This is a genomic window from Streptomyces sp. CB01635, assembly GCF_002803065.1.
GTDB lineage: Bacteria > Actinomycetota > Actinomycetes > Streptomycetales > Streptomycetaceae > Streptomyces.
The window spans coordinates 148,056-171,867 of sequence record NZ_NNBL01000017.1; the positions used below are offsets into that span (position 1 = coordinate 148,056).

Here is a 23,812-nt window from a genome sequence, read left to right on the forward strand (position 1 = left end):
GTGCGGGTTGGCGCCCGCTGTGGCAGACGATGGCCGTGGGCGGGATCGGGTTGAGCCTGTACGCGGGCTTGTTGACCGTCGAAGACGTCCGCGACCGGGCTTCCAGCGAGCACGACATCCGCAGCCTGCGACCACCTGGTGTCGGGAGCGCAGGTGATGTATCTGCAGGGCGGCATGATCCGAGCGCAGTCCGTCGACCACAACAACGGCATTCCGCTGAACCACCCGACGCCGCACAACTACACACACCGAGGCAAGGACCTGAACCGCCTCGACACTCACCTCCAGAACCACGTGCAACGATTGCTCGCCAACGGAAAAACGAAGACCGAGATCACGGCTTCACTCAAAACCGAGCTCGGCAACATCGGCAGCACGATTCTGAAGGAACAGCACGGCCAAGAGACGGCGGACGTAGTGCTGGCTCTCGATGAAGCCCATAGCCCGATACCAGCGCAACCGGATCGTCCCTGGTCCAAGCGTCCAGAATCGGCACACCCAGCGCGCGGACACAGGCGCGTGCCCCGGCAAGAAGGGCGCGACCGAGGCCCTGGTTCTGGTGGTCGGGGTGAACGGCGACGGTGTCGTCTTCGACAGTGCCGTCAATGATCCCGATGACGCTCCCATGCTCCCCGGCGGCGACCAGTCCGAAGCCGGGGCGGCTGGCTCGGACTTGGTCGCATGGCTCAGACCAGATCCTTCTTTTGAAGTGCTCTCCTCCCTTCGCAGGCTCAGGAAGGAGATTCCTGCTTACCTTGCGGCAGCGGGCTTGACGCCACAAATGCGCCTGACGACTGCCCTCCCGGCAGCCGGGATCGCCACGAGGCCGATCCGGTACAGGTGCAAGACGTTCCGGGCCGCGTTCCAGTCGGCATTCGCCGAACATCCGCAGTCCGGGTTCTTGCATACGAACGTGGCCTGGTCTTTGCGGCTGCCGGGCGTGATGAATCCGCACGCGGAGCAGCGCAGGGAGGTGTTCGGGGCGGGTACCTTGACCAGGGTTCCGCCGTTGCGAGCGGTTTTGTACGTCAGCAGTGTCACGGTGCGGCCCCACGCCTCCTGGCTGATGGAACGGTTCAGGCCGGACTTCTGCGCGACGTTCCTCCCCGGGTTCTCGATGGTTCCCTTGGCGGACTTGACCATGTTCGTGATCTGCAACTGCTCCACCACGACCGTGCCGTACTGCTTGGCGATGGCGGTGGTGGTCTTGTGCTGCCAGTCGATTGCTCGGCGCGTGGCTCTTGCGCGGAGCTGCTTGATCTGGTCGTAGGTGGCGTGCAGCCGGTTGGAGCTGCGCTCTTTCGGCTTGCGGAAGCTCTTGCGGTGCGCGGCCCGCTGTTCCAGGCGGAGCAGTTTGGCCTTCTCATCCGGGTTCAGCCACTTGTCCCGGTCGGCGGTGCCGTCCGGGAGTCGGGGCGGCCGGTCGTGGTCCTGGTGGTTGCCGTCGGACAGCGCAAGCGGCAGGTTCACCCCGGCGTCGATACCAACCTCGGGACCCTGGTGAGGCTCCGGCTTGAGCTCAAGGGTCTGGATACGGAAGGCGATGTGCCAGCCGAGCCCGTCTTTGACCAGCCGTGCCCCGGTGATCCGGTTCTCCTTGTTGGCGAGCTTGCCGACGGGGAGATCCTTGGTCCAGCGGAACCGGACACGGCCCACCTTGGGGATGTTGACCATGCCCCACCGTCGGTGTACTCGCTTGATCTGCAAGTCCCGGCCCTGCGGGATGTCCACCGACAATGCCGTGCGGAAGCGGGCCTTGAAGTTCGGCTCGTCCGCACGCCCGTCCCAGCAGTTCCGCCACGCCTGGAAGTACGTCTTGAGTACCGCCTGCGCGGCCTGCGCGGGCAGCACCGCGTACCAGTCGATCTCCTTGCGGGCCTGCCGCAACGCCTGATCCATGCGCGTCAGAGCACGCTGACACTTCGGCGTCATCTGCCACAGGTCGTGGAGCTGATTCCACATCGCGCGTGCCGCGTGCACCTGGTCATCCATGAGCCGGACCTGTGCAGGCGTCAGCGCCAGCCGGGCGCGGTGCCCGAACTGCCGCTTCTCCCACACGAGTTCGCCCATGACAATCACCCTACTACCGTTGGCTTATGTCACCACGATGGAACCCGAATCCTGATGTACGCACCGGCCGTCACGTCGTCTATAACCTTCACGTCCACTTGGTATTCGTCACCAAGTATCGGCGTAAGGCATTCACCGACGCCATGCTGACGCGCACCGAGGAGATCATGCGCGACGTCTGCACCGACTTCGAGGCCGAACTCAAGCAGTTCAACGGCGAGCAGGACCATGTGCATCTGCTCGTGCACTATCCGCCCAAGGTCCAGCTCTCCAAACTGGTCAACTCCCTCAAGGGCGTCAGCTCCCGCAGGCTTCGCCAGGAATACGACAACCACGTCCGCCGCTACCTGTGGGGCGGACACTTCTGGTCCGGCTCCTACTTCGCCGGATCCTGCGGCGGCGCACCGCTGACCGTCGTCAAGCAGTACATCGAAAACCAGCAGCGCCCCACCGGCTGAGGACAACACTGCGGACCCGTGCGAACGCGCGGGTCAGAGCAGCCCTGAGATGGCCTTCACCCCCGCCGTAAACGGCGGAGCACTGGCCAAGATCAAAGGTAGATGGCGATGAGCGAGCTCTTGCCTCGCCACCAGGTGTCGGCAAGTCCCTGAACCTCGGGCACCGACTCGTATCCGTCGAGGTCCGATGCTTCAACGGCGTCACCCTTGATTTTCGTGGTGGTCTTGGCCCACTGTCTCGCGTGGTGAGCCAGGGCCAGGGATTCCACCCACCCGGCCGTGCCGGCGTGCAGCGGTGTCATGTCCACTGGTAGGCGTGGATCCCGAACTCGTCGGGGCGCGTCACTCGTCGTCCGACGGCGAGTGACGCGCGTGCGGATGGCGCAGGCGCACCCAGATGTCGCGCGCCTGCCGTCCGGCGGCGGTGCGGCTGCGGGCCACGAGTCTGTGGGCCTGTTCCGGCGTCTCCACCATGGGGCCAGATCCGCGCAGCGGTCGCCCCGCGGTCTCGTGCAAGAAGAACGTCGAGATGAGGCCGATCAATCCGGCGACCATCAGGTAGTACGCGGGGACCATGTTGTTACCCGTCGCCTCGACGAGGCCTGAGGCGAACAGGGGTGTGGTGCCGCCGAAGAGCGACACGGACAGGTTGTACGCGATCGACAGGGCGCCGTAGCGGATCCGGGTGGGAAACAGGGCCGGCAGTGTGGCAGCTGCGGTTCCCGCGAACATGACGAGCAGCATGCCGAGGATCACGCACCCGAACGCCGGAAACAGGATGCCGCCCTCCCTGATCAGCAGGAACGCGGGATAGGACAGCGCGATGAGCGCGATGCTCCCGGCCATGAACATGGGTCTGCGTCCCCACCGGTCGGACGTCCTGCCGACGGTTGTGATCAACAGGACGACCAGGAGCATCGTGCCGAGGACCAGCAACTGCGCCGTCGTGTCGCTCTCACCGAGCGTCACGGTCATATAGGTCGGCAGGTACGACGTCACCATGTAGTTGGTGACGTTGTAGAGCAGGACGAGGCCCATACAGATGAGTACCGCCTCCCAGTGGCGCGCGAAGATCTCCCTCACGCGGCCCTTGCCCGACTGCCGGGCCTGCTCCACGGGGTCTTCGTCCGCCCCCTTCCCCGACGCCTGCGAGTGCGCGTACGCGGCCTCCTGCTTGAACGCGGGCGTCTCCTCCAGCTTCATGCGCATGTACAGGCCGATGAGACCGAGCGGACCCGCTACGAAGAAGGGGATACGCCAGCCCCAGTCCTCGAGGCCGTCGCTGCCGAGCGCCAGCGTGAGCACCGTCACCAGACCGGAGCCGAGCGAGTAGCCGACGAAGGTGCCGAAGTCGAGCCAGCTGCCGAGGAAGCCCCGGCGCTTGTCGGGCGCGTACTCCGCGATGTAGGTCGTGGCGCCCGCGTACTCGCCGCCGGTGGAAAAGCCCTGGACGAGACGGCACACCAGCAAAAGGACCGGGGCGAGGAAACCGACTGCCGAGTAGGTCGGTAGGAAGCCCACAGCGAAGGTGCTGGCCGCCATCATGATCATCGTGGCGGCGAGCACCTTCTGCCGGCCTACGCGGTCGCCGAGGGGCCCGAAGACGAGCCCGCCCAGGGGGCGCACGACGAAAGCCGCGGCGAAGGTGGCGAAGGTGGAGACGACCTGCGCTCCAGGGGAGCTCGACGGGAAGAAGACTCTGCCGAGGGTGCCCGCCAGGTAGGCGTAGACGCCGAAGTCGAACCACTCCATGGTGTTGCCCAGAGCGGCCGCGGTGACGGCCTTGCGCACCTGCGGCCGGTCGGCGACGGTCACGTCCTCGGCCGTCAGCGCCTTCTTACGGCGGCGCAGCAGCGTACGCAGCATGCGGTCGGTGGCCGGATGCGACGCGCGCGGAGCGGTCCGCCCCGGTGGATCGGATTTCCGGCGCCGGAAGAGACCTGGCATGGGCGGAGCCTCTCTGTGGACGGCTGCGGGAGCCGCGGGCTGCGGCACCGACGCGGACGGCTCTCATTCTTCGCAGTGGGCGGCCGGACCGCCTCCAGAGGCGGGCTGTATGCGTGGCCCGGGTCACGCCGACGCGAGGGGGTCCCTCCTCGACGAGCAGCGCACCGTCCGCGTGCCGTCCCGGCACGGCCGGCACCGCGGCATGTCTGCGCCATGGCCGGCCTCGGCCCCGAGCACACGCCCCGTCTCGCGATCAAGGTGCGTACTTCTCACCGGCCCGTGACTGGACGCGGGGTTCACCACGTTCGTACCCGGCAGCCACACCCTCACCAGGCCCGTCACTGCTCCCCAGGAAGACTTCGATCCGCCCGAAGCCCCCACCGGCGGACACCGGCCCGAACGACGTGGCCCCCTTCGAGGACCGCACCTGGCCGCCCGTAGCCTCAACCCGCTCCGGCCACGAACGACGGGTGGTGATGCTGCAGTTCGGCTTCCGGCAGCTTCGGCGTCCGCGACCGCCTCCCCGACGGCTCTGTTGCCCTCGTAGGCCCGCTGCGCCTGCTCCAGGGCCTGTGTTCCCAGGACGCGGCCCACGCCGGGACCCAAGAATGGGCCGGCCTGCTCACCCCGGCAGACCTCGACAAGCTCAAGCCGGACAAGCAGCTTCGTCCGGCTGGTGAGCACCACGGCTGACCCCCTTGACGCCCCGGCCGATCACGCCAGCGGTGCAGGGCCCGGGTCTGCGCGGGATGGCTGCGATGGTGGGAGTGGGCCAGGATGAACTGCCGCACCGGTCCGAAGTGGGCCTCGATCGGGTTGGCCCAGGAGGCGTAGGTCGGGGTGAAGCACAGCTCGAACTTGTTCTTCTTCGCCCAGCGGCGGATGTCCGCGCCGGTGTGGGCGGACAGGTTGTCCAAGAGAATGTAGATCGGGGCGCCGTCGGGTCGGGCGGCGCGGATCGACTTCAGCGCCGCCAGGGTGTTGGCGGTGCCTTTGCGGCGGCGGTTGCCCCCCCACGGACGGTCGTCGCCGACGGAGTAGCAGCCGTGGAAGTAGGTGACGCCGTGGGTGCGGCGGTAGGTCGCCGGCAGCCGGTCGGGCTTGCCCTGTTTCGCCCAGCAGGAGCCCGCGGTGGGCCGGATCCCAGCGGCCCGAACTCGTCGAAGGCGAACACCCGGTCGGGGAAGCGCGCCAGCATCTGCTCGATCTGGTCGAGCTTGGCGTCACGCTCGGGGTCGGGCGATTCCTTCCAGGTCTTGGTGCGCTGGAAGGTGATGCTGCGGCCGCGGAGCAGGCACCGTAAGGCTTCCCGGCCGATGCGGATGATGCGTCCGTGGACTCGGCGCAGGTAGGCGGCGAGTTTGCGGATCGACCAGCGGGTGAAGGGCTGGCCGAGCTTGTTGGGGCGGGTGGTGGCCGTCTGGACGACGAAGCCCTCGTCGTCAGGGGTGAGCAGGCGGGGACGGCCTCCCGCCCATCGAGGGTCCAGGCAGGCCAGGCCGATCTCGTTGAACCGGTGGATCACATCCCGGACGGTGTCCTCGTCGGCCTGGACCAGCTGGGCGATCACCGGGACGCGGATTCCGCCGGCGGACGCCAGCAACATCATCGCCCGCCGATAGCACACCGATCTGGTACTTCCCCGGCGGACGATCTGCTGCAGCTTCTACCCTTCCTGATCGGTCAGTCTGCGCACCCGCACAAGGTCAGCCACCACACCTCCAGCGGTCGGAACCGACGTCACCGCCCATCCAACCGCCCCAACCACCAACCCGGCGAACGTTCCCGGTCACGGCACGAATCGTCGCCCGCACCAGCAACGTGACGGACCCCTCATCCCATTCCTGAGTGAGTGTTGGAGTACCTCAGAAGTGCAGGTCGACGCTGCTGTGTGATGTCTGGGGAAGGAGTCGCCGTCCTTCGGAGCCGTCACCGTGACGGTAGTTCGTAACGGTGACTGCGTCCGCTTCAGGCGGTGCTTGGTGGAACAGTCCGCGACGTTCGCTGCTCGCCCTGTTGCGCGCCGATCAGCCCAGTTGTCTTCTCGGGCATGGAAGGTTCGGGAGGGGGCCGACGCGGTGCCGTGTGGCCGGTTAGTGCATCAGTTCCACGTGGGGGTGCTCCGGCGACGCCGGGCAGACGTAGAGCTGCTGGTCGTAGCCGCTGGCGATCTGGACCACCGTGGGCTGCCCGGGATCGTAGTAGGTGGAGCCCGTGGAGGGTGCATCCACTGGTTCCTCGTGTGGGAGCCAGCTGCTGTCATCGTTGTCCTCGAACGTGGCGATGGTCAGCAGGGCGTCCATATCGTGGCCGCAGGCGGGGCAGAGCCGGGGAGTGGGGTCGGTGGCGCCCCAGCGGGGCCAGCCGCCGACTTTCCAGCCGGGGGCGCCGGCCAGCTCATTGTCGTAATACTGCGGCAAATACGACGCGCGCTCAAGGTCACGGGTCTCTTGCTGACCTGACGCGTAGGTGCGGTCGAAGGACTCCTCCAGGTACGACGCGTAGGGGCGGTCGGCATGCGTGTCGGCGGTCTGCCACACGTTCCAGTCCCCGAGCTGGGCCTGGAGTTCCTCACTCAGCTCCAGGTGGTCGGGGTAATCGGTGACCTGCTCGGGGTTGAGCAGGCACGGCTCGGGCAGGTAGCCGTCGAACTGCATCGCGGGCGGTTCGGGGGGCGTGGTGAGGATGTCGATGACGGTGGCCGCATCGCGCCGGAACAGCGCGGTCCTGGGCATGATCGGGTGGTCGAAGGGGCACCACAGAACCTGGAGCAGGTCTGCTCCTTCAGGCGTATGCAGATCGGGCACGTCCCGCGTGTACAACTGTGCGACCGGCAGCATCGCTATGGAACCCTCATACGGACCGATCGCCAGCCACACCGGATACTTCCGAGGGGGCGGATGCGCTCAAGGGTCTCTCGTTCCTGCGGGGTCAGGCTCCTGCCGCGCGAGGCGGCACGGATCCGTCGTTCCAGCCTCACGTCCGTTGGGGACAGGGCCGGGTTTATTCCGTCCACTACATGAGGTCCGTCGCAGTGTGGCCACGGCTCATCAGCGGGCCACAGCAGCGGTCCCCCGATGGAACTGTCCTGCGGAGACGGAGCCCCGGGGCGAGGATGCAACCGCGTCGCCGTACGCGCCAGCGGAGCCAGTTGAGGGAAGACCGCAGTGACATCGAACGGCCGCGGCGGAGTTGTCGGGATGCTCTTCATGGCCGCGATCTTGCCAACTGCCTCTGACAACGGGGCCCGCAGCCATCGCTCGGGGCGCCCCAGGCGGCAGTCGACCTGTACTGCTGAGGTACTCGCACCTCCTGATCAGACCACCATCACCGGCGTCGCGAGACGCCCACAATCACCCTAGGTGCGAGTCCTGATTCGTAACCGGCTTGATAGCACCGCCGAAGGCCGAAAACACCGCGCCAGTCACCTCGTAGTTCAGAGAAGGCGCCTTCCACCTCGACAACTCCTGACACCACGGCAGAGAGACCGGCGCCGCCCTAGATGATCAATTCCAAGGGGTCAGTGGTCGTAGGCCGTCAGTGAGCGTAGGACGGGCTGTCGGGTGTGGCCGTTGTGCCAGATCGCGGCGGTCAGCGCAAGGATTCGCTGCAAGACACGGGCACCGACACCGCCGGGCGTGCGCCCTCGGTGCTGTTCGAGATCGAGCTGGCCCTTGAATGTCTCGTTGACCGACTCGATGACCTGCCGCAACAGCTTGAACAGTGGAGCGCCCGGCCGCCCCGGCTCGCCCTTTCGGGCCGGCCGCAGTAGCCGGATGTCCTGCTCGGCCAGCTCGTTTTCGAAGCCCGGCCGAAGTAGTTCTTGTCGCCGATCAGCGTCTGGGCAGGACGCGCGGCGACGACGCCGGGCTCGGCGGAGAAGAGATCGAGCAGGGTCTCGCGTTCGTCGGCCTTGGCGCCGGTCAGGGCGAAGACGATCGACAGTCCCTGGAGGGTGCACACCAGGTGCAGCCGCAGTCCCCAGAAGAAGCGGCTGTGGCTGGCGCAGTAGCCGTACTCGGCCCATCCGGCCAGGTCGGAGAGTTTGACGGTCTCACGGGAGCGTCCGCATTCCACCGGCGCGGAGTCCACGATCCACACGTCGTCGCTCCACACCGAGGTATCGGTGGCCAGCAGCCGGGTGACCTGCCGAAGCAGTCCGGCGCCCTTGCGAAGCCGCTTGTTGTAGCCGGGCTGTTTCGGCAGGTACGGGAAGAGGTGCCGCAAGTGGGAACGGGCGTGGCGAAGCCATCTGGCCTCGGAGGTGAAGCCGAGCATGGCCTGCATCATCGCCAGGGTGACCAGCTCGGCTTCGGTGAGCCGCGGGGTGATCCCCACGGCCGGCCGCCATGGTGCGAGATGCGGGGATGCCTTCAGCAGGTCGTCGGTCTTCACATAGAGTGCGGTCGCGAGGGTGTCCAACTCTGTCTTCACACACTGACGTTGGACGCGTCCCATGCGCGCAGCCGATCCCTCGGAATCGATCATCTCGTGGTGCTGCGTCGGGAAACCAGCGGACAGACGTCGGCCGAGCAGGCTGCGGCGCACCGTCCGCGGATCGGGCCCGACCGGAGCCGACGGCCCGGTACGTTGGCCCAGGCCGCCCTACCGACGCCGCGTCAGTATCCCTGGCGCACCGCGTGGTTCACGCTCGCGGTCCCGACCCGCGTGCCGAGCGCCGCTCATGCCTCGGCGGATGCGCCCGTCGCCGCCGCGATCAGGGCGATCGCCGCCGCGTGGGAGGTCGCGGCCACCGTGGAGTCGTGGTCCATCAGGGCGGAGATGCCAGCGCCGTCGTAGAGGAGTTGGAGCTGGTGGCCCAGGGCGTCGGGGTCGGCGGCGCCGGCCTCGTCTGCGAGGCGGGTGAAGAGTTCGCGCAGCCAGCCACGGAAGGCGTCCGCCGCTTCCTGGACCAGCCCGCCGGGGCTGGCCTCGGCGCCGGCGCGGATGAAAGCGCAGCCACGGAAGTCGGGCCGGTCGAACTGCCGCCCCTGGGACTCGAAGACCGCCAGCATCTGCTCGCGGGGCGTGTCGCGCTCCGCGACGGCCCGGGTGATCCGGTCGGCGGTGCCCGCGTGCCGGGTGTCGAGGTACGCCCGGACGAGCTGCTCCTTGCCGCCGAAGGTGTTGTACAGCGACGCCTTGGCCACGCCCGCGTGCTCGATGACCCGGTCGATCCCGACGCTCTGCACGCCCTCGGCGTAGAACAGTTCGTTCGCGGCGGCGAGCAGGCGCTCACGCGCCGACGGCTTCGCGGTGCTCTGGACACTCGCCATGACGGTCACTCCTTCAGACAGATCTGTCTACATTATGCCCCGGCCGAGTCCCGGCCGGAGGACGCCCCTCAGGCGTTGCCGCCGACCCGCTCGCCCGGTAGGACCGCCGCCCCGTCTCGGCCGCCGCGCTCCAGCCTGAGCAGCGCGAACGCCGCGAGGACGATCACGGCGCCGCCGTACTCCTGCGCGGTGGCGGTCAGTCCGCCCCCGTGGACGACGAGGAACCCGGCGATCACGGCGGGCACCCCCATGCCCAGGTAGGAGACGATGAAGAGCAGCGACAGCACCCCGGAACTCTCGTGCGGCCGGGCCAGCGGCATCACCGTACGGATGCCGCCCTGGAACCCGCTGCCGAAGCCGACGCCCGCGATGGCGGTGCCGACGAAGAAGCCGGTGGAGGAGGAGCCGCGGATCGAGACGAGGGTGAGGGCCACCCCGGCGATCAGCGCGAGGATGCCGGTGAGCATCACCGTCCGGGTCGCCGCCTTGCGCAGGACCAGCACCGAGACGGCGGCCACCCCGGCGAGCACGAACAGGCTCAGCCCGCCGAGGATTTCGGACCCGGAACCGGTCAACTGCCGTGCGAGGGACGGGCCGAGCGACCCGTACAGCCCGGCCAGAGCCCAGACGGCGAACAGCACCGGCGCGGCCACCAGCATCGGGCGGCGTACGGCACGCGGCAGCTTGATCTCCGGCGCCAGGCTGGCCAGCGCCCCCGGCTTGCGGATCACCGTCTCCGCCATCAGCGCGACGGCGACGGCCTGGAGGACGAAGACCGCCAGCAGCCCGAGGTAGACCAGATGCGTGGGGGCGGGCAGGAACTGGACGACGAGGCCGGAGACCAGCGCGCCGGTCGCCGTGCCGATGCCCGGGACGACCGCGTTGGTGATCGTGCCGCGCGGCCGGTCGATGTCCATCATCCCCGCCCCGATCGCGCCGAGCGCGGCGCCGGTCGACAGTCCCTGGACGATCCGGGCCATCACCAGCCCCGACACGCCGTCGGCGGTGGCGAACACGACCATCGAGGTGGCCTGCGCCGCGAGCGCGGCCAGCAGCACCGGCCGCCTGCCGACGTGGTCGGAGAGCTTGCCCATGGTGAGCAGCCCAAGCAGCACGGCCACCGCGTAGACGCCGAAGACCACGGTGGTGGTGATCGGGTCGAAGCCCCATTCAGCCTGGTAAATCGCGTAGAGCGGGGTCGGCGCGCTGGAGGCCGCCAGCAACGAGATGGTGATCGAGGCGAGTACGTACAGCGCCACGTTCGGCGGCAGCCGCCGGCCCCGCGCGGATACGCCGGCGGAGTCGGATCCGGAAGTGGATCCGGCGTCGGCGGGCGCCGCATCCGAGGTGCGCGCCGGTTTGGACGCCGGGACGACCGAGCGATTCGTCATGACCATTCCCGTCCGAAGTGCGAGTAGACCTGTCTGTCTAGTCGCGGATTACATTAGACAGACAGGTCTACTCAGGTCAAGCGGGATAGGCGAGCGTCGCTCGGGGCGCGCTCACGGGCTCACGGGCTCACGGCGGGCTTCGGGCCTGCGAGGCCGGGCCTACCGCTCCGAAGCTGCCCAGGTGAGCTGCTTCACTTCCATCCGGACGGCCGGCGCGTCCTCGCGCTGACCGCCGCGATCTGCCACAACGACCACACAGGGCAGCCCGTCCTGCGCCCACTGACCGCCCATGACCACCGACCCCTTGGAATCGACCATCTAGCGATAGCCCGCTTGGCGACGATCTAGCCGCCCGAATGGCGGAGCCGGACTTCTGGCCCCTGTATCTCTTCGACGACCAGCCGGCCGGGTTGCGTGTCCAAGACGCGTCCGGCGCGCGAAAGTCTCGCCGTGATGCCGGAAAGCGGCCCACCCGCCGGATGTCACCACCCGGCGGGGGCCGCTCTGTCGTACGAGGTGCTCAGCGCCTCACTTGAGGGCGTATGCCCGGGTGATGGTCTGGGTCGTGCGGCTGCCGCCCGCGTCCCAGGCCTCGGTCTTGAGGGTCACGTATCCGTTGGTGTCCGCGAGCTTCGGGTGCCGCAGCAGGGCCTGGAAGGAGTTGCTGTCCTTCCGGAGCACCTTCGCCTCCTTCCAGGTGGCGCCGTCGTCGTACGAGACGGAGACCTTGGCGCCGGCCATCGCGGTGGAGCCGGTCCAGCCCTTGGGGCGACCCGCGTCCACGGTGAAGGTGTACGGCAGTCCGGCCCGTGCCTGGTTGAGCACGTTCAGCGGCAGGTCGTAGTCGAGCAGGATCACGGGCATGGACTCACAGACCTTGGGCGTGGGGATGAACGCCGTGTCGCAGTCCTTGATCGCCATGGTGGTCGGTGCCGCCTGGCTGAAGTCCCACTCCGTGCGCATGTGGCGGCCCAAGGTGACGCCCGGGACGTCGGTGGTCAGCTTCTGGTCGAGGACGTACCGGTAGTCCGCCTTCTCCTGCGCCAGCTGGCCGAAGCCGGTGATCGGCTTCCCGTTGAGGTAGAAACTCCAGGTGCCGGTCAGGCCCGACAGGGTGTGGGTGGGATCGTTGTCGGCACCGTTGCTGCCCGGAAGGTTCTGCCAGACGTCGGCGCGGCAGAACACACACGGCCCGAACTCGTACTGGGACAGGCGCATCGGCGCGTCGAACCAGCTCCGGGTGTAGGCCTTGCCCGGGGTGAGGTAGGAGGCGCGCTGGCCGTTCATCCGCCACGTCGAGTCGTTGAAGTTGGCCGACACGCTCGGCTGGTACGTCACCCCGGTGCCCGCGAGGAAGTAGTCGTCGCGGGTGGTGCCCTGGTAGAGGGGCTGGCCGACGGAGCCGGTGCTCACCTGCAACGGGCCCCAGATGTTCATGTTCTCGGCGCCCAGGCGCCGGGCGCCGTCGGAGTGGAACGTATTGGTGACCTTGGCGAATTCCTTGACGTCGACGGTCTTGGCCAGGTCGGCGGGGACCCGGTCGTCGGTGAAGTGCGGGTTGTAGCTGTAGCCCGACTCGAGGACGCCCTTCAGGGCGATCCGGACCTTGTCCTTGGCCAGCAAGCCCTTGAGGGTTGCGGCGTTGTCGTAGGTGGCGTGGGCGACCGGGATGGCCTGTCCGGCGGGGACGCCGCTTCCGCTCGGCCCGGGGTCGGCAGGGGCCACGATCATTGCGACGGCTCCGCCAGCCGCGGCCCTGGTGGCCTGGTCGTCGGCCTTGGTGACGTCGGCCACGGAGACCAGAACGGTCTTGCCCTTGACGTCGGCAGCGGCGAAGTCCTGCTCGGTGCCGGCGCCCAGGTCGATCAGCTCGGTGTGCTTGGTGCCCTCGAAGCGCTTCGCGTTCACCGAGGACTTCAGCGGGATGGTCACGTGCCCGGGGCCCGTCACCTCCAGTTGGACCAGCGGTTCGCGACGGGCCAGGGCGGTCTCCAGGCGCAGCGCGCCGCTGGTGGCGCCGTCACTGGGGATGGCGCCTTGCCTGATGTCGGTGAGGTTGAGCAGGTTGCCGATGCCGGCGAAGCTCGAGTAACCGCCTGCGGTGCCGGGGTCACGGACGATGAACGTAGTCACCTGGCCGTTCTCCAGTGGCCGCTTCTCACCCTTGATCTTCACGCTGAGGTCGGTGGCGGTGGTGCCGTCGACGGTGAAGGTCTGGTCCCGGTCGCTCACCTCGATGTTGGGCACGGTGAACAGGTCGGCCGCGTAGGAGACCGCACCCCCGGCGGGGTCTGCCGAGTAGAGCGAGCCCTCGATGGAGTACTTGCCGAGCGGTACCGACAGGGTCGCGGTGCCGTTGGCGTACATGGTCTGGCTCTGCCACACGGTGTTGTCCAGCCCGTGCAGGGTGAACCTGAGCGCACTGGGGGTCTTCCCGAAGCGGTCTGTGACCTTCAGCGTGACGTCGTGCTGCTCGACGGAGGTGACGAAGCCGAGTGCGGCGTGCACCGACTCGCCGTTGTCGGAGGTGGCAGTGACCGATCCGCCGTACTGGCCGGTCTTCAGGCCGTTGTTGTCGAGCGTGACGGTGACCTCGGCGGTGCCGCCGGCCGGGACGGTGACCCGGCCGTCGGACAGGCCCGCTCCCGACAGCGACAGCGTGCCGGCCGGGACCGCGGTGCCGCTCGCGTCCTTGGCGCCGGCCGTCACGGTCATCACTGTGTCGGTCGCGGCGTTGTTGTGCAGCGTCAGGGTGCGGCTGCGCGTGGGGTAGGTGCCCTTCTGCCACGGTATGACGCGGAAGTCGGCGGTGCCGGACAGCTCCAGCGACGGGTCGAGGGCGGCGGGGATGTCGACCCGGCCGTAGCCCTGCTGGTAGACGGTCTGGTCGGCGGCGGACTTGGCGTGCGCGGTCAGCGCGTCCTTGATGCGCTGACCGGTCCAGCCGGGGTGGCGCTGCTTGAGGATCGCGGCGGAGCCGGCCACATGCGGGGTGGCCATCGATGTGCCGTTGGCCGAGGTGTAGTTGGCGTCCACGGGGGTGCCCATGGTGGTGCCGGCCGCGCGGGCGGCGACGATGTCCACGCCCGGGGCGGTGATCTCCGGCTTGATCGCCATGTCGCCGAGGCGCGGGCCGCGGCTGGAGAAGTCGGCGAGCGCGTCGGACTTGTCGACGGCGCCGACGGTGAGGGCCGCGTCGGCGGCGCCGGGGGTGCCGATTGTCGACTCACCCTTCCTGCCGTCGTTGCCTGCCGCGATGACGAAGAGGGTGCCCGAGGACGCGCTGAGCGAGTTGACCGCGTTGGTCAGGACGTCCTCGCCGGGGGTGTCAGTACCGCCGAGGCTCATGCTGACGACGTCGGCGCCCTGCCCGACCGCCCAGTCCATGCCGGCCAGGATGCCGGAGTCCAGGCCCTGCCCGCTGTTGGCGAGCACCTTACCGATGAGCAGGTCGGCTCCGGGGGCGACACCCTTGTACTTGCCGTCGGAGTTGGCGCCACTGCCCGCGATGGTGGATGCGACGTGGGTACCGTGGCCGTGACCGTCCTGGACCGTCTGGCCGTTGACGAAGCTCTGGCTCTGGACGATCTCGGACTTGACGTCGGCGTTGTTCAGGTCGGCACCGGTGTCCAGCACGGCGACCTTCACGCCCTTGCCGTCGTACCCCTTGGCCCATGCCTCCGGAGCGCCGATCTGCGGCACGCTCTTGTCCAGTGCGACCTTCGCCTTGCCGTCGTACCACAGCTTGGAGACCCCGGCAGTGCCGGGGACCGTGGCGGCCTGGGCGCCTCTGCTGCGTGCGTGGACGGGCTTGACAGCCTGCCAGAAGCCCTTCGCGCTGTGCTTGTCGACATGCACCGCGGACAGCCCCAGTCGGGGCATGACCCGCTCGTTGTCGCTGCCCGGCAGGCCCTCGGTCTTCTGCGTCAGGGCAGCGGCGGTCGGCTTCCCCTGGAAGTCGACGATGGCGGGGACCTCGTCGGTCTTCGCGTCGCCGTACCCGTCCCGGACCATCCGGCTGACGTTGAACAGTTCACGGTCCACCGTGCCCGAGGCGACCGCGGCCGTGGTGTCGTCCGGGTAGACGTACAGGTCGCCGTTCTGTCCGCTGACGGTTTCGAACGTCTTGGACGTCCCCGCCCCAGAGATGACGGAGACCGCCTGCCTGCCGTCGGGCTCGGTGGTCAGCGAGACCGTGTCGCCGGTGATCAGAGTCACCGCCGCCGTCGTCGCCGCCTGCTTCTGCAGCGTCGGGCGGCTGCTCAGGTCGAGAGGCGCCTGGGGTGTGGCGGCTGTCGCGGTTCCGAGCTGGCTCGTCAGTGACAGGGCGACTGTCACCGCGATCCCGCTGACGAGGGCGGTGCGCCCCCGTCTGGGGCGGGCCTTCTGCATCGGTTGTCCTTTCACGTTCAACTGGTGGGCGCTGCGGGGCAATTGATGCCGAGGGGGACCGACCGAACGTCCGGCCGATTCCGCGTGCCGCTCGGAACCTAGCTCTCCGGCCGGTGCGTCTTCCAGAGATGGTGTGGCGGATACGCGCCACATGGCGCACACCCGCCACGTAGGTCCGCAATGTGGGCGGCGTCGGGCCGCCGATGCGGCCCTATGTGTCCTGGCCGATGCCCGGCGGCTGCAGCCCGTCCAGGTCTCCGGCCGTGACCCAGCCGTGTTCGCAGGCGTGCCACCCGAGTTGCATCCGGCTCGAAGCGCCCGTCAGATCCATCAGGCCGCGTACCCGGCGGTTGACGGTCCGCTTGCCGATCCCCATGAGGCGGGCGATCGCGTCGTCGGTGAGACCGGACAGGAGCAGGAGCAGCAGATGGGTGTCCGAGCCGGAGAGTTCGCCGCGGTGCGTCTCGCCGGTTGACGGATCCAGGGGGAGCGCGGTGACCCACACCAGCTCGAACAGTGTGACGAGAGCGTCGAGCAGGGGGCCTTGGTTGATCTGCACGACGGCGCCCGGTGGCCGCCCGTCTTCCGTCCGCACCGCGAGCATGGCCGTGGACCGGTCTACTATGATCAACTTGACCGGGAGTCTGGCCAGCACGCGGGCCTGTTCACCTGCGTCCATGTACCGGCGGATCTCCAGCTGCTCCGCGTACCCCTCGATCGCGGCCCGGTCGTACACCGTCCGGAAGCGCACCCCCGCTGCCAGTTGCTCCAGCTCCGCGACGTTGAACTCCTCGATCAGCAGATAGGGCGGGGCGTCGAAGCGCAGTACTTCCCGGCGGGCGCGGAGCTGGAGCTGCTCGCACCGCTGTGCCAACGCCTCGGCCGGCACGATTTCGGCGATCTCCTCCAGGGCTGCCGGCCGGAGCGCCTCGCGGTACTCCTTGGTGAGTCGCTGCAGAACGCCTTTGGCGGACTGCAGTTCGTTCATGCGCGCCAGCAACAGCGTCTCCCCGGCGATGTCCGGCGGGGCGGGAATCAGCTGCGCGGGCAGGTCGTCGGTGAGGGCGACCAGCCCCTTCACGGCCAGTGCCGCGACCGCCTGTTCGAGCTGGGCCCCGGTCAGGCCGGTCCGCTGCTCCAGCCTGTCCACCGGGCAGCGCCCGGACCCCACCAGCAGTTGGTACACCTGCGACTCGGCCGTGCTCAGACCCAGCGCCTCAAGCATGAATGTCCTCTCCTCACAAGCTCCCCGTTCCCACCCCGCGCACGCGGACCGCCCCCGGACCTCGATCAGTCCGGGGGCGGTCAGTCGGCGTCACTGCAGGCGCGAGCGGCGGCTCAGGGCGCGGACCCGGCCGCGCCCAACCGGTTTGCACCACTCTCGGTCGTTGCCGCGCGGAGCGCGTCGAGCTCTGGGACCGACCTGGAACCTCGGCCAGCATCTATCTAACCGCTGAAATGATTTACACTAAAGTTTCTGCTTGGCAAGAGGTTTGGCTCCAGCTGATCAGCCACCAGGTCGGGCTCGCCGCGACGAACCTGGAGCTGATGCGGGCCGACTGCACCATCCCGGTGTCGGCCCGGCAGCCGGGGCAGCGGGTGAGGGTGACCGCCATCGGCACCGTCATCCGATCCGACAGCCCCGACCTCGAGGTCGGCGACCTGGTCCAGTCGATGACCGGCTGGAGCCAGTACTCGGCCGGCCCGGCCGGCTCGTACCTCAAGCTCGACCGTGACCTCTTCGCCGACCCCGGCTACCACCTCGGCCAGGGACCGACCGCCTACTACGGGATGGCCGATGTGGCGGCCGCCGGCGAAGGCGACGTGGTCTTCGTCTCCGGCGCCGCGGGCGGGGTCGGCTCGCTGGCCGAGCAGATCGCCAAGTGCCTCGGCGCGGCACGCGTGATCGGCAGCGCCGGCAGCCCGGCGAAGGCCGACTACCTGGTGAACGAGCTCGGCTACGACGCCGCGTTCGACCACCACGACGGCCCGGCAGCACAACGGCTCAACGAGTTCGCACCCAAGGGGTCTCTGTGTTCTTCGACATCGTGGGCGGTGAGCAGTACGACGCTGCGCTGCAGGCGGCCCGGGGCGCGCTTCGCCCTGTGCGGCTCCCTGTCGAGCCAGCTCGGCGACGCGTCGGAGCGCTTTTCGCAGCCCGACCGCACGCCGGCCGAGGCCAAAGGCGTCGAGCTGCTGCCCTTCTCCTGCCATCACACGCCCGAACAGATCGCCGCCTGGCGCGAGCACTTCAGCACCCGGCTGAGCCAGGCCGCTTCGTCTACCCGCCGACAGTCCTCAAGGGCCGGATCGAGGACGTGCCGCAGGCGTTCCTCTCCCTGCTGCAAGGTTCCTACCGGGGCAATGTCTCGGTGCGGCTGCCGTGACCACACTCTCCCACCAGGCCCTGAACCAGGCGCTGATGGACCGCCAGTTCCTGCTGAGGCGCACCGATCGCACCCCCGCTGGAGGTGATCGGACGACTGGTTGCCCTGCAGGCGCAGGAACCCAACTGGGCCTATGTCGGCCTGTGGAGCAGAATCCACGGCTTCACACAGTCCGAGCTCACCGCACTGCTGGAGGACCGACAGGTGGTCCGCTCCGGTCTGCTGCGCAGCACCCAGCACTTCGCCGCGGCCGACGACTTCCGTCGCCTGCGGCCAATGCTGCAGCCCGTGCTCGACCGCACGGCCGGCTCGCCCCACTTCACCCGCAACAGCAGCGGCCTGGACGCGGCGGCCTTGGCGGCCGAGGGACTCGCCCTGCTCGCGGGAGGAACACTGCCGCGCAAGGAGCTCACTGGAGTGTCCGAGAAGCTCCTCGACAACGGCAAACTGCCCGAAGAGCATCGCCAACGCATCATCGAGAACAGGGACTTCGCGCGCTCCAAGCTGCGCTGGCCACGGGAGCGAAGACACGGAAACTCGTCAGCACCTGACCCGCGACGCCAGGCGCCGCGGTCGGCGACTCGGCCGTCCCATGGACCCCCTGGGTGCTACTGGCGGTCCGGCTGCGGCAGGTCCTGCTCGGTCCAGATGGTCTTGCCGGTGGACGTGTAGCGCGTGCCCCAGTGGTGGGTCATCTGGGCGATGATGAACAGGCCCCGGCCTCCCTCGTCGTCGCTCGCGGCGTGCCGCAGATTGGGCGCGGTGTGGCCGGTGTCGGACACCTCGCAGGTCAGGGTCCGGTCGCGGATCAGGCGCACCTGGATCGGGCCGCCACCTGCGTAGCGGATGGCGTTGGTGACCAGTTCGCTGACGATGAGCTCCGTGGTGAACGCCGCGTCGTCCAGTCCCCAGTCGCCGAGCTGCTTCCCGACGGCGGAGCGGATGGCGGCCACGGCCGCCGGGTCCGGGGCCAGTGCCCATTGGGCGAGCCGATTCCGGGCGAGCAGGCGCGTGCGGACCAGGAGCATTGTCGCGTCCACGTCCACCGCCCCGGGCAGCATGGTGGCCACCGCCCGGTCGCACAGCTCTTCCAGGGATCTTCGGTCGTCGGAGAGTACCTGTGAGAGCTGCGCGAGCCCGGCTTCGCGGTCGTCGGCCGCCTGGAGGAGGCCGTCCGTGAAGAGGGCGACAACAGTGCCCGGCGCGAGCTCCAGTTCCGTGCTCTGGTAGGGCAGGCCGCCGATTCCCAGCGGCGGTCCTGGCGGCAGCTGGGGATAGTCGACGACGCCCGTGTGCGGTTCGACGAGCCCCAGCACCGGCTCCCCGGCTCGCGCCATGCTGCACTCCCCCGAGACGGGGTCGTACACCGCGTACAGGCAGCTCACGCCCAGAGCCGCGTCGGCGTGCGCCTTCAGGTGGCCCGGGCCGCGGCCGGTTTCGTCCTCGTGCGTGGTCTGCTCGACCAGGTCGGCCAGGCGGGACAGCAGCTCGTCCGGGCTCAGGTCCAGCCGGGCCAGGACACGCACCCCCGTGCGCAGGCGTCCCATGGTGGCCGCGGCTCGTATGCCGTGACCGAGCACATCACCGACGACCAGGCCGACCCGGGTACTGGAGAGAGGGATGACGTCGTACCAGTCGCCGCCCACCCCGGACCCGCTGTCGGCGGGCAGGTAGCGGCTCGCCGAGTCGATGGCGGCGTGCGGCGGCAGGCGGCGTGGAAGCAGGCTCCTCTGGAGCTTGAGGGCCGCGCTGTGGCCACGGGTGACCACCGGCATCAGCAGGAATCCGATCAGCAGGGCGCCCAGGCCCAGGACGGTGACCCCGCCCGTCCTGCCGATCAGCGGCAGGTCGACGGCGGTCGTGCCGTACCGGGGATTCGCGTAGACGACGAAGGTGGCGTAGAGGAACAGCAAGAGCATGAATAGCGCGCCGAGCCCCGGTAGCACGCCCTTAAAGACCAGATCCTTGACGCTGCGGGTGAGGATCTTGCGGTGGTACCAGACGCAGGCGAAGCCGGTCAGTCCGTACTGGAACGCGATCGCGAGACCGACCGAGTCGATCGAGTCGGCCAGGACGTTCTGGCTGAGCGAGGTCAGCAGGACGAACAGGGCGATCGAGGCCGCTCCCATGCCGATGGTCCCCCAGGTGGGGGTGAGAAACCTGCGGTGGACCCGGGCGAACCGAGAGGGGACGGTCTTGTGGACCGCCATGGAGAAGACGGTCCTGGCCAGGGGCAGGATGGTGGTCTGGGCGGAGGCCAACGCGGAGGTCAGCACCATCAGGATCAGCAGTCTCGACAGGAACAGCCCCGTGCCGTGGCTCCCGAACACGGCCTCACCCAGCCCGGAGAACACATCGTCCGCGTTGTCCGCATTGCCGAGTCCGATGCCCGAGGTGCCGACTCCCGCGAATGCCTGAGCCGACGTGGACACCAGCCCGTACATGACCAGGAGGAGCACGGTGGACAAGACCGCGGCACGGCCCGGGATGCGCGTGCTGTCGACGGTTTCCTCGTTGACCGAGAACGCGGTGTCCCAGCCCCAGTAGATGAAGACCCCCGCGAGGATGCCCGAGGTCATGGCCGTCACCGAGGGCACCGCGAAGGGGTTGAACCAGGACGCGGACACATGGATCGCCGTCGGCGGAGGGCTGGTGTACACCCTGACCAGCGCGGCGACGGCGAGCAGGATCAGCATCACCACTTCCAGGCACAGCAGCCAGCGCTGTACAGCCGCCGAGAACGAGATGCCGACGTAGCAGATCACTGTCAGCACGGCGATCCAGACGACGCCTGCCGCGGTGGTCCACAGCCGGTTTTCCGCCAGTGCGTCCAGGCCCATCAACCGGAAGCCGTAGGCAGCGGCGATCTGCGCGAGGCTGGCCATGACGATGATGTTGGCGACGATGAGACCCCAGCCGCCCATCCAGCCGGTGCGCGGTCCGAATGCGCGGGTGGCCCAGGTGAAGGTGGTCCCGCAGTCGGCGTTGCTCGCGTTGAGCTCCCGGAAGGCGTACGCGACCAGCAGCATCGGGACGAAAGCCAGCATGGTGACGATCGGAGCCTGCAATCCGACTCCGGCCACGATGATGCCCAGCGTGGCGGCGAGGCTGTACGCCGGGCCGGTGGAGGCCAGGCCCATGACGACCGAGGAGAACATGCCCAGGGCATCGTTCTTGAGCCCCTTCCGGCCGGACCCTGTGCCCGGAGCGGGAAGACCAGCCGACACGGCACCGCCGAAGAGCCTCACACTTGATTCCAACGCAGGGGCGCTTCCCTTCGCAACAGCGCAGGGACAGCAGGAGTCGCTGCCACCGTGCACGACGGCGATGCGGCCATTGTGTGCCGCTCGCAGAGAAAGCCGCCGATGGCTCTGAGCTGCACTGGCGTCGCACCTCGGGTCTCGCAGCGTCACAGGCGAATGACGACCAGAGCGATGTCGTCGCGGGCCTCGCTGGTGACTCCCAGCCGGGCCGGCAACGCGTCCGCCAACTCGTCGAGGGGAGGCGGTGTCCTGGGCGAGGGCTGAGATCAGGCGGGCCAGGCCGGCATCGATGTCCTCGTCACGGCGTTCGATGAGCCCGTCGGTGCAGAGCACGAGGGTGTCGCCCGGCATATAGGACAGACCGACCTGGGGCGGGGGACGTGGTACGGGCGAGGGGCTCGGTCAGGTCGCCGACCAGCCGCGTCCCGGGACACGAAGCGGTGAAATCCCGCCGGACGAGGACGCTGAGGCTGGCGGGTGTCGGTTCCCCGACGGGGACCTGGACGGTGACGCGACTGGGCCGGTGGGTGTGGACGAGGGCCTCGATCTCCACGGCGGCCGCGAGGTACCGAGGTACCGCGACTCTTGTCAGGGAAGCATCAAAATGCTGGCGTACGCTGCGGTCATGGACGACCCCGTGCTCACCGCCCGCGAACTGGTGCGGGATCGGTTTCCTGCCGCCCGGGCCGCCTTTCTGGCCGGCAGTGTGCTGACCGACCGGCGTACGCCGACCTCCGATCTCGACATCGTGGTCCTCCTGGACGGGCCGCCGGCGCCCAACCGGGAAAACCTGCTGTACCGCGGCTGGCCGGTGGAGCTGTTCGTGCAAACCGAGGCCGTCTGGCATGCCTTCGCCGACCAGGAGACCGCGAAGCGGAATTCGCCGTTGCTCGCCATGTGCTCCGAGGGCATGCTCCTCGTGGACGCGAACGGGCTGGGCGCTTCGCTCCAGGCTGAGGCGCGCGAACGCTGGGCTGCGGGCCCGCCGCCGCTCTCCGACCGTGAGCGGGACTACCAGCGGTACGTCCTGACCGACCTACTCGACGACCTGCGTGGCTGCGCGGACCCCGCCGAGCGGGTGCACTTGGTCTCGCACATGCTCCAACGTGCCTCAGAGCTGGCCCTGCTGGTCGGCGGACACTGGCTTGGCGGAGGCAAGTGGTTGTCGCGGCGACTGGCTGCGGCCGACCCCAGGCTGCACGGCGCGTTGACCGAGGCCGCCGCGCAAGCAATCGCCGGGCACACGAGCGCCTTCGCCGCAGCCGTGGCGGAGGTACTAGACGAGGCCGGCGGCCCGCTGTGGGACGGGTATGCCATCCGATGAGTCGGTGGTGTGGGGACCATTGCCGCATCAGGCAACGTTCGCCCTCACCAGGGAGAGCTAGCCTGGCCCACCCGTCGCAGGGAGCGTCAGTAAGCAGTGCGATGCTGACGCCAACAACTCCGCTCACGGTGATCAATGGGGGGCCGATGCCTGGTGAACGATCAAGGGCTGACTTGTCCTCGTTCTGCTTCGACTCTGCTTGGTGTGCCACCGACCTGGGTGAATACCGACCCTGCAGCTACACCTACGAGTACTACCCCTACGAGAGCCTGCCGCCGCTCGACTCCACCAAGTCACGGGCGCCTTTCAATGGCTCGGTGGTACCGGCGAACCTGTTCTCGAACAGGTCACGGTGCTCAATCGCTTGGCAGAGAACCTTGCGGCCAAGGGCTTGACGCTGCCTCGGGACTTCGTCACCTTCCAGGCCGACTCGAAGCTGCACTGCTCGCTGGATGAGGTCTCGGCGACGTGCTGCTGGACCGATATCTCAGAGCCCCTGCCCAGTCCGGTCGAGCCTGGCGCCTTCCTCGTGCGATTCCTGCGGGATCAACAGGACTGCGTCATCTGGTACCTCTACCTCCGTCCTTCGGGTGAGATATTCGTGGTGCACTCCCATCTCGACTACGAGTACGAGGCGCGGCACGACGGGGAAGACACGGAGACCAATCTCGACGATCCGGAGAAGCAAGGGGCCGCCATCCTCTGGTGTGCACCTTCGTTCGAGGAGTTCGCCACTCGGTTCTGGATCGAGAACCGTCTCTGGCATGCCCTCAACGGCAATGACCTGTCCCAACTCGAGCCTCCGGTGCGTGGCTACTTGCGTCACTACGCGCCGCCCGGGATGCCCGCATGACCGTGCAGTGGACGAGATCGTGTGCGCATGACGGAGCGAGTACGCGTTCGCGAGATCGATGGCGACGAGGGGCAGCGCCTGCTGCGGATCATCCGTAGAGGCACCGGTTCGGTGGTGACCTGGCGGCGCGCACAGATGGTGCTGTTATCCGCGCAGGGCATGCCCGTGGCAAAGATCGCCGAGGTGACGTTCACCAGCCCGGACCGGGTCCGGGACGTGATCCACAACTTTAACGCCGACGGGTTCAACTCGCCCTACCCGAAGTACAAGGGCGGCCGACCGAGAACGTTCAGCCTCCCGGAGCGTCGGGAGATCAAGAAGATAGTTAAGACGGTGTCCTACATGGTGAGTTTGAGGAGCCGTTTGTAGCTGCAGAGGGCGGCGGCGAGGCCGAGAAAGACACCTCAGGTCCTTAACTCGTCAAGCTGCGGCGGCGAGTTGGGTGGGGTAG

General features: G+C 68.4%; 15 protein-coding genes and 3 pseudogenes. 6 read left to right on the plus strand and 12 right to left on the minus strand.

All coding sequences use genetic code 11. From position 1 onward, the window contains the following. Positions 1-346: 346 nt before the first annotated feature. Both CG723_RS31885 and CG723_RS31890 read right to left on the minus strand, forming a co-directional pair. Positions 347-781 (minus strand): GNAT family N-acetyltransferase, encoded by a 435-nt coding sequence (locus tag CG723_RS31885; protein WP_234374636.1) that lies wholly within the window; start codon positions 779-781, stop codon positions 347-349. Continuing rightward, the gene (locus tag CG723_RS31890; RefSeq protein ID WP_199841969.1) at positions 751-2,070 is read right to left on the minus strand and encodes an RNA-guided endonuclease InsQ/TnpB family protein; all 1,320 of its coding nucleotides are present in this window, start codon (positions 2,068-2,070) and stop codon (positions 751-753) included. The genes CG723_RS31885 and CG723_RS31890 overlap by 31 nt, the downstream gene beginning before the upstream one ends. Before the next feature lie 26 nt (positions 2,071-2,096). Here CG723_RS31890 and tnpA point away from each other — a divergent pair, with 26 nt between their 5' ends. Continuing rightward, positions 2,097-2,528: an IS200/IS605 family transposase gene (gene tnpA / locus CG723_RS31895; RefSeq protein ID WP_100596963.1), complete on the plus strand. Its 432-nt coding sequence runs from the start codon at positions 2,097-2,099 to the stop codon at positions 2,526-2,528. 92 nt (positions 2,529-2,620) lie between these two features. Here tnpA and CG723_RS31900 read toward each other — a convergent pair whose 3' ends face one another. The 9 genes and pseudogenes from CG723_RS31900 to CG723_RS31940 all read right to left on the minus strand — a co-directional run bounded on the left by CG723_RS31900 (position 2,621) and on the right by CG723_RS31940 (position 16,759). Further along, on the minus strand, positions 2,621-2,830 hold the full coding sequence (locus CG723_RS31900; protein WP_442802610.1) for a hypothetical protein: 210 nt from the start codon (positions 2,828-2,830) through the stop codon (positions 2,621-2,623). Positions 2,831-2,870: 40 nt separating this feature from the next. After that, entirely contained in the window at positions 2,871-4,394 is a 1,524-nt protein-coding gene (proP, locus tag CG723_RS31905) for a glycine betaine/L-proline transporter ProP (protein ID WP_199841977.1), read from the minus strand. A 782-nt stretch (positions 4,395-5,176) separates the two neighbouring features. After that, positions 5,177-6,138, minus strand: a pseudogene (locus CG723_RS31910) (IS630 family transposase); the annotation flags it as partial. Between the two features lie 430 nt (positions 6,139-6,568). Beyond that, the gene (locus CG723_RS48080) at positions 6,569-7,282 is read right to left on the minus strand and encodes a non-ribosomal peptide synthetase (protein ID WP_234374637.1); all 714 of its coding nucleotides are present in this window, start codon (positions 7,280-7,282) and stop codon (positions 6,569-6,571) included. Between the two features lie 713 nt (positions 7,283-7,995). Beyond that, a pseudogene (locus CG723_RS31920) lies at positions 7,996-8,909 on the minus strand (IS982 family transposase). A gap of 248 nt (positions 8,910-9,157) precedes the next feature. Further along, entirely contained in the window at positions 9,158-9,751 is a 594-nt protein-coding gene (locus CG723_RS31925; protein ID WP_100596965.1) for a TetR/AcrR family transcriptional regulator, read from the minus strand. 68 nt (positions 9,752-9,819) lie between these two features. Beyond that, the gene (locus tag CG723_RS31930; RefSeq protein WP_100596966.1) at positions 9,820-11,142 is read right to left on the minus strand and encodes an MFS transporter; all 1,323 of its coding nucleotides are present in this window, start codon (positions 11,140-11,142) and stop codon (positions 9,820-9,822) included. Positions 11,143-11,670: 528 nt separating this feature from the next. Continuing rightward, complete coding sequence (locus tag CG723_RS31935) at positions 11,671-15,534, minus strand: S8 family peptidase (RefSeq protein ID WP_159032608.1); 3,864 nt, start codon at positions 15,532-15,534, stop codon at positions 11,671-11,673. A gap of 211 nt (positions 15,535-15,745) precedes the next feature. Further along, on the minus strand, positions 15,746-16,759 hold the full coding sequence (locus CG723_RS31940) for a helix-turn-helix transcriptional regulator (protein WP_100596968.1): 1,014 nt from the start codon (positions 16,757-16,759) through the stop codon (positions 15,746-15,748). 233 nt (positions 16,760-16,992) lie between these two features. On the opposite strand from CG723_RS31940, the gene CG723_RS31945 reads away from it, so the two are divergent. Both CG723_RS31945 and CG723_RS47095 read left to right on the plus strand, forming a co-directional pair. Then, on the plus strand, positions 16,993-18,009 hold the full coding sequence (locus CG723_RS31945) for a zinc-binding dehydrogenase (protein WP_199841970.1): 1,017 nt from the start codon (positions 16,993-16,995) through the stop codon (positions 18,007-18,009). After that, on the plus strand, positions 18,006-18,593 hold the full coding sequence (locus tag CG723_RS47095; RefSeq protein WP_199841971.1) for a DNA glycosylase AlkZ-like family protein: 588 nt from the start codon (positions 18,006-18,008) through the stop codon (positions 18,591-18,593). Before CG723_RS31945 ends, CG723_RS47095 begins: the two co-directional genes overlap by 4 nt. Here CG723_RS47095 and CG723_RS48085 read toward each other — a convergent pair. Beyond that, a complete protein-coding gene (locus tag CG723_RS48085) occupies positions 18,530-21,079 on the minus strand; it encodes an amino acid permease (RefSeq protein ID WP_234374638.1) in 2,550 nt (849 codons plus the stop codon). The genes CG723_RS47095 and CG723_RS48085 overlap by 64 nt on opposite strands. Before the next feature lie 730 nt (positions 21,080-21,809). Here CG723_RS48085 and CG723_RS31965 point away from each other — a divergent pair. From CG723_RS31965 to CG723_RS31975, 3 genes and pseudogenes are all read left to right on the plus strand, one after another. Next, complete coding sequence (locus CG723_RS31965; protein ID WP_100596987.1) at positions 21,810-22,508, plus strand: nucleotidyltransferase domain-containing protein; 699 nt, start codon at positions 21,810-21,812, stop codon at positions 22,506-22,508. Between the two features lie 364 nt (positions 22,509-22,872). Further along, positions 22,873-23,361 (plus strand): hypothetical protein, encoded by a 489-nt coding sequence (locus CG723_RS31970; protein ID WP_234374639.1) that lies wholly within the window; start codon positions 22,873-22,875, stop codon positions 23,359-23,361. A 27-nt stretch (positions 23,362-23,388) separates the two neighbouring features. Continuing rightward, positions 23,389-23,694, plus strand: a pseudogene (locus tag CG723_RS31975) (helix-turn-helix domain-containing protein); the annotation flags it as partial. Positions 23,695-23,812 lie beyond the last annotated feature (118 nt).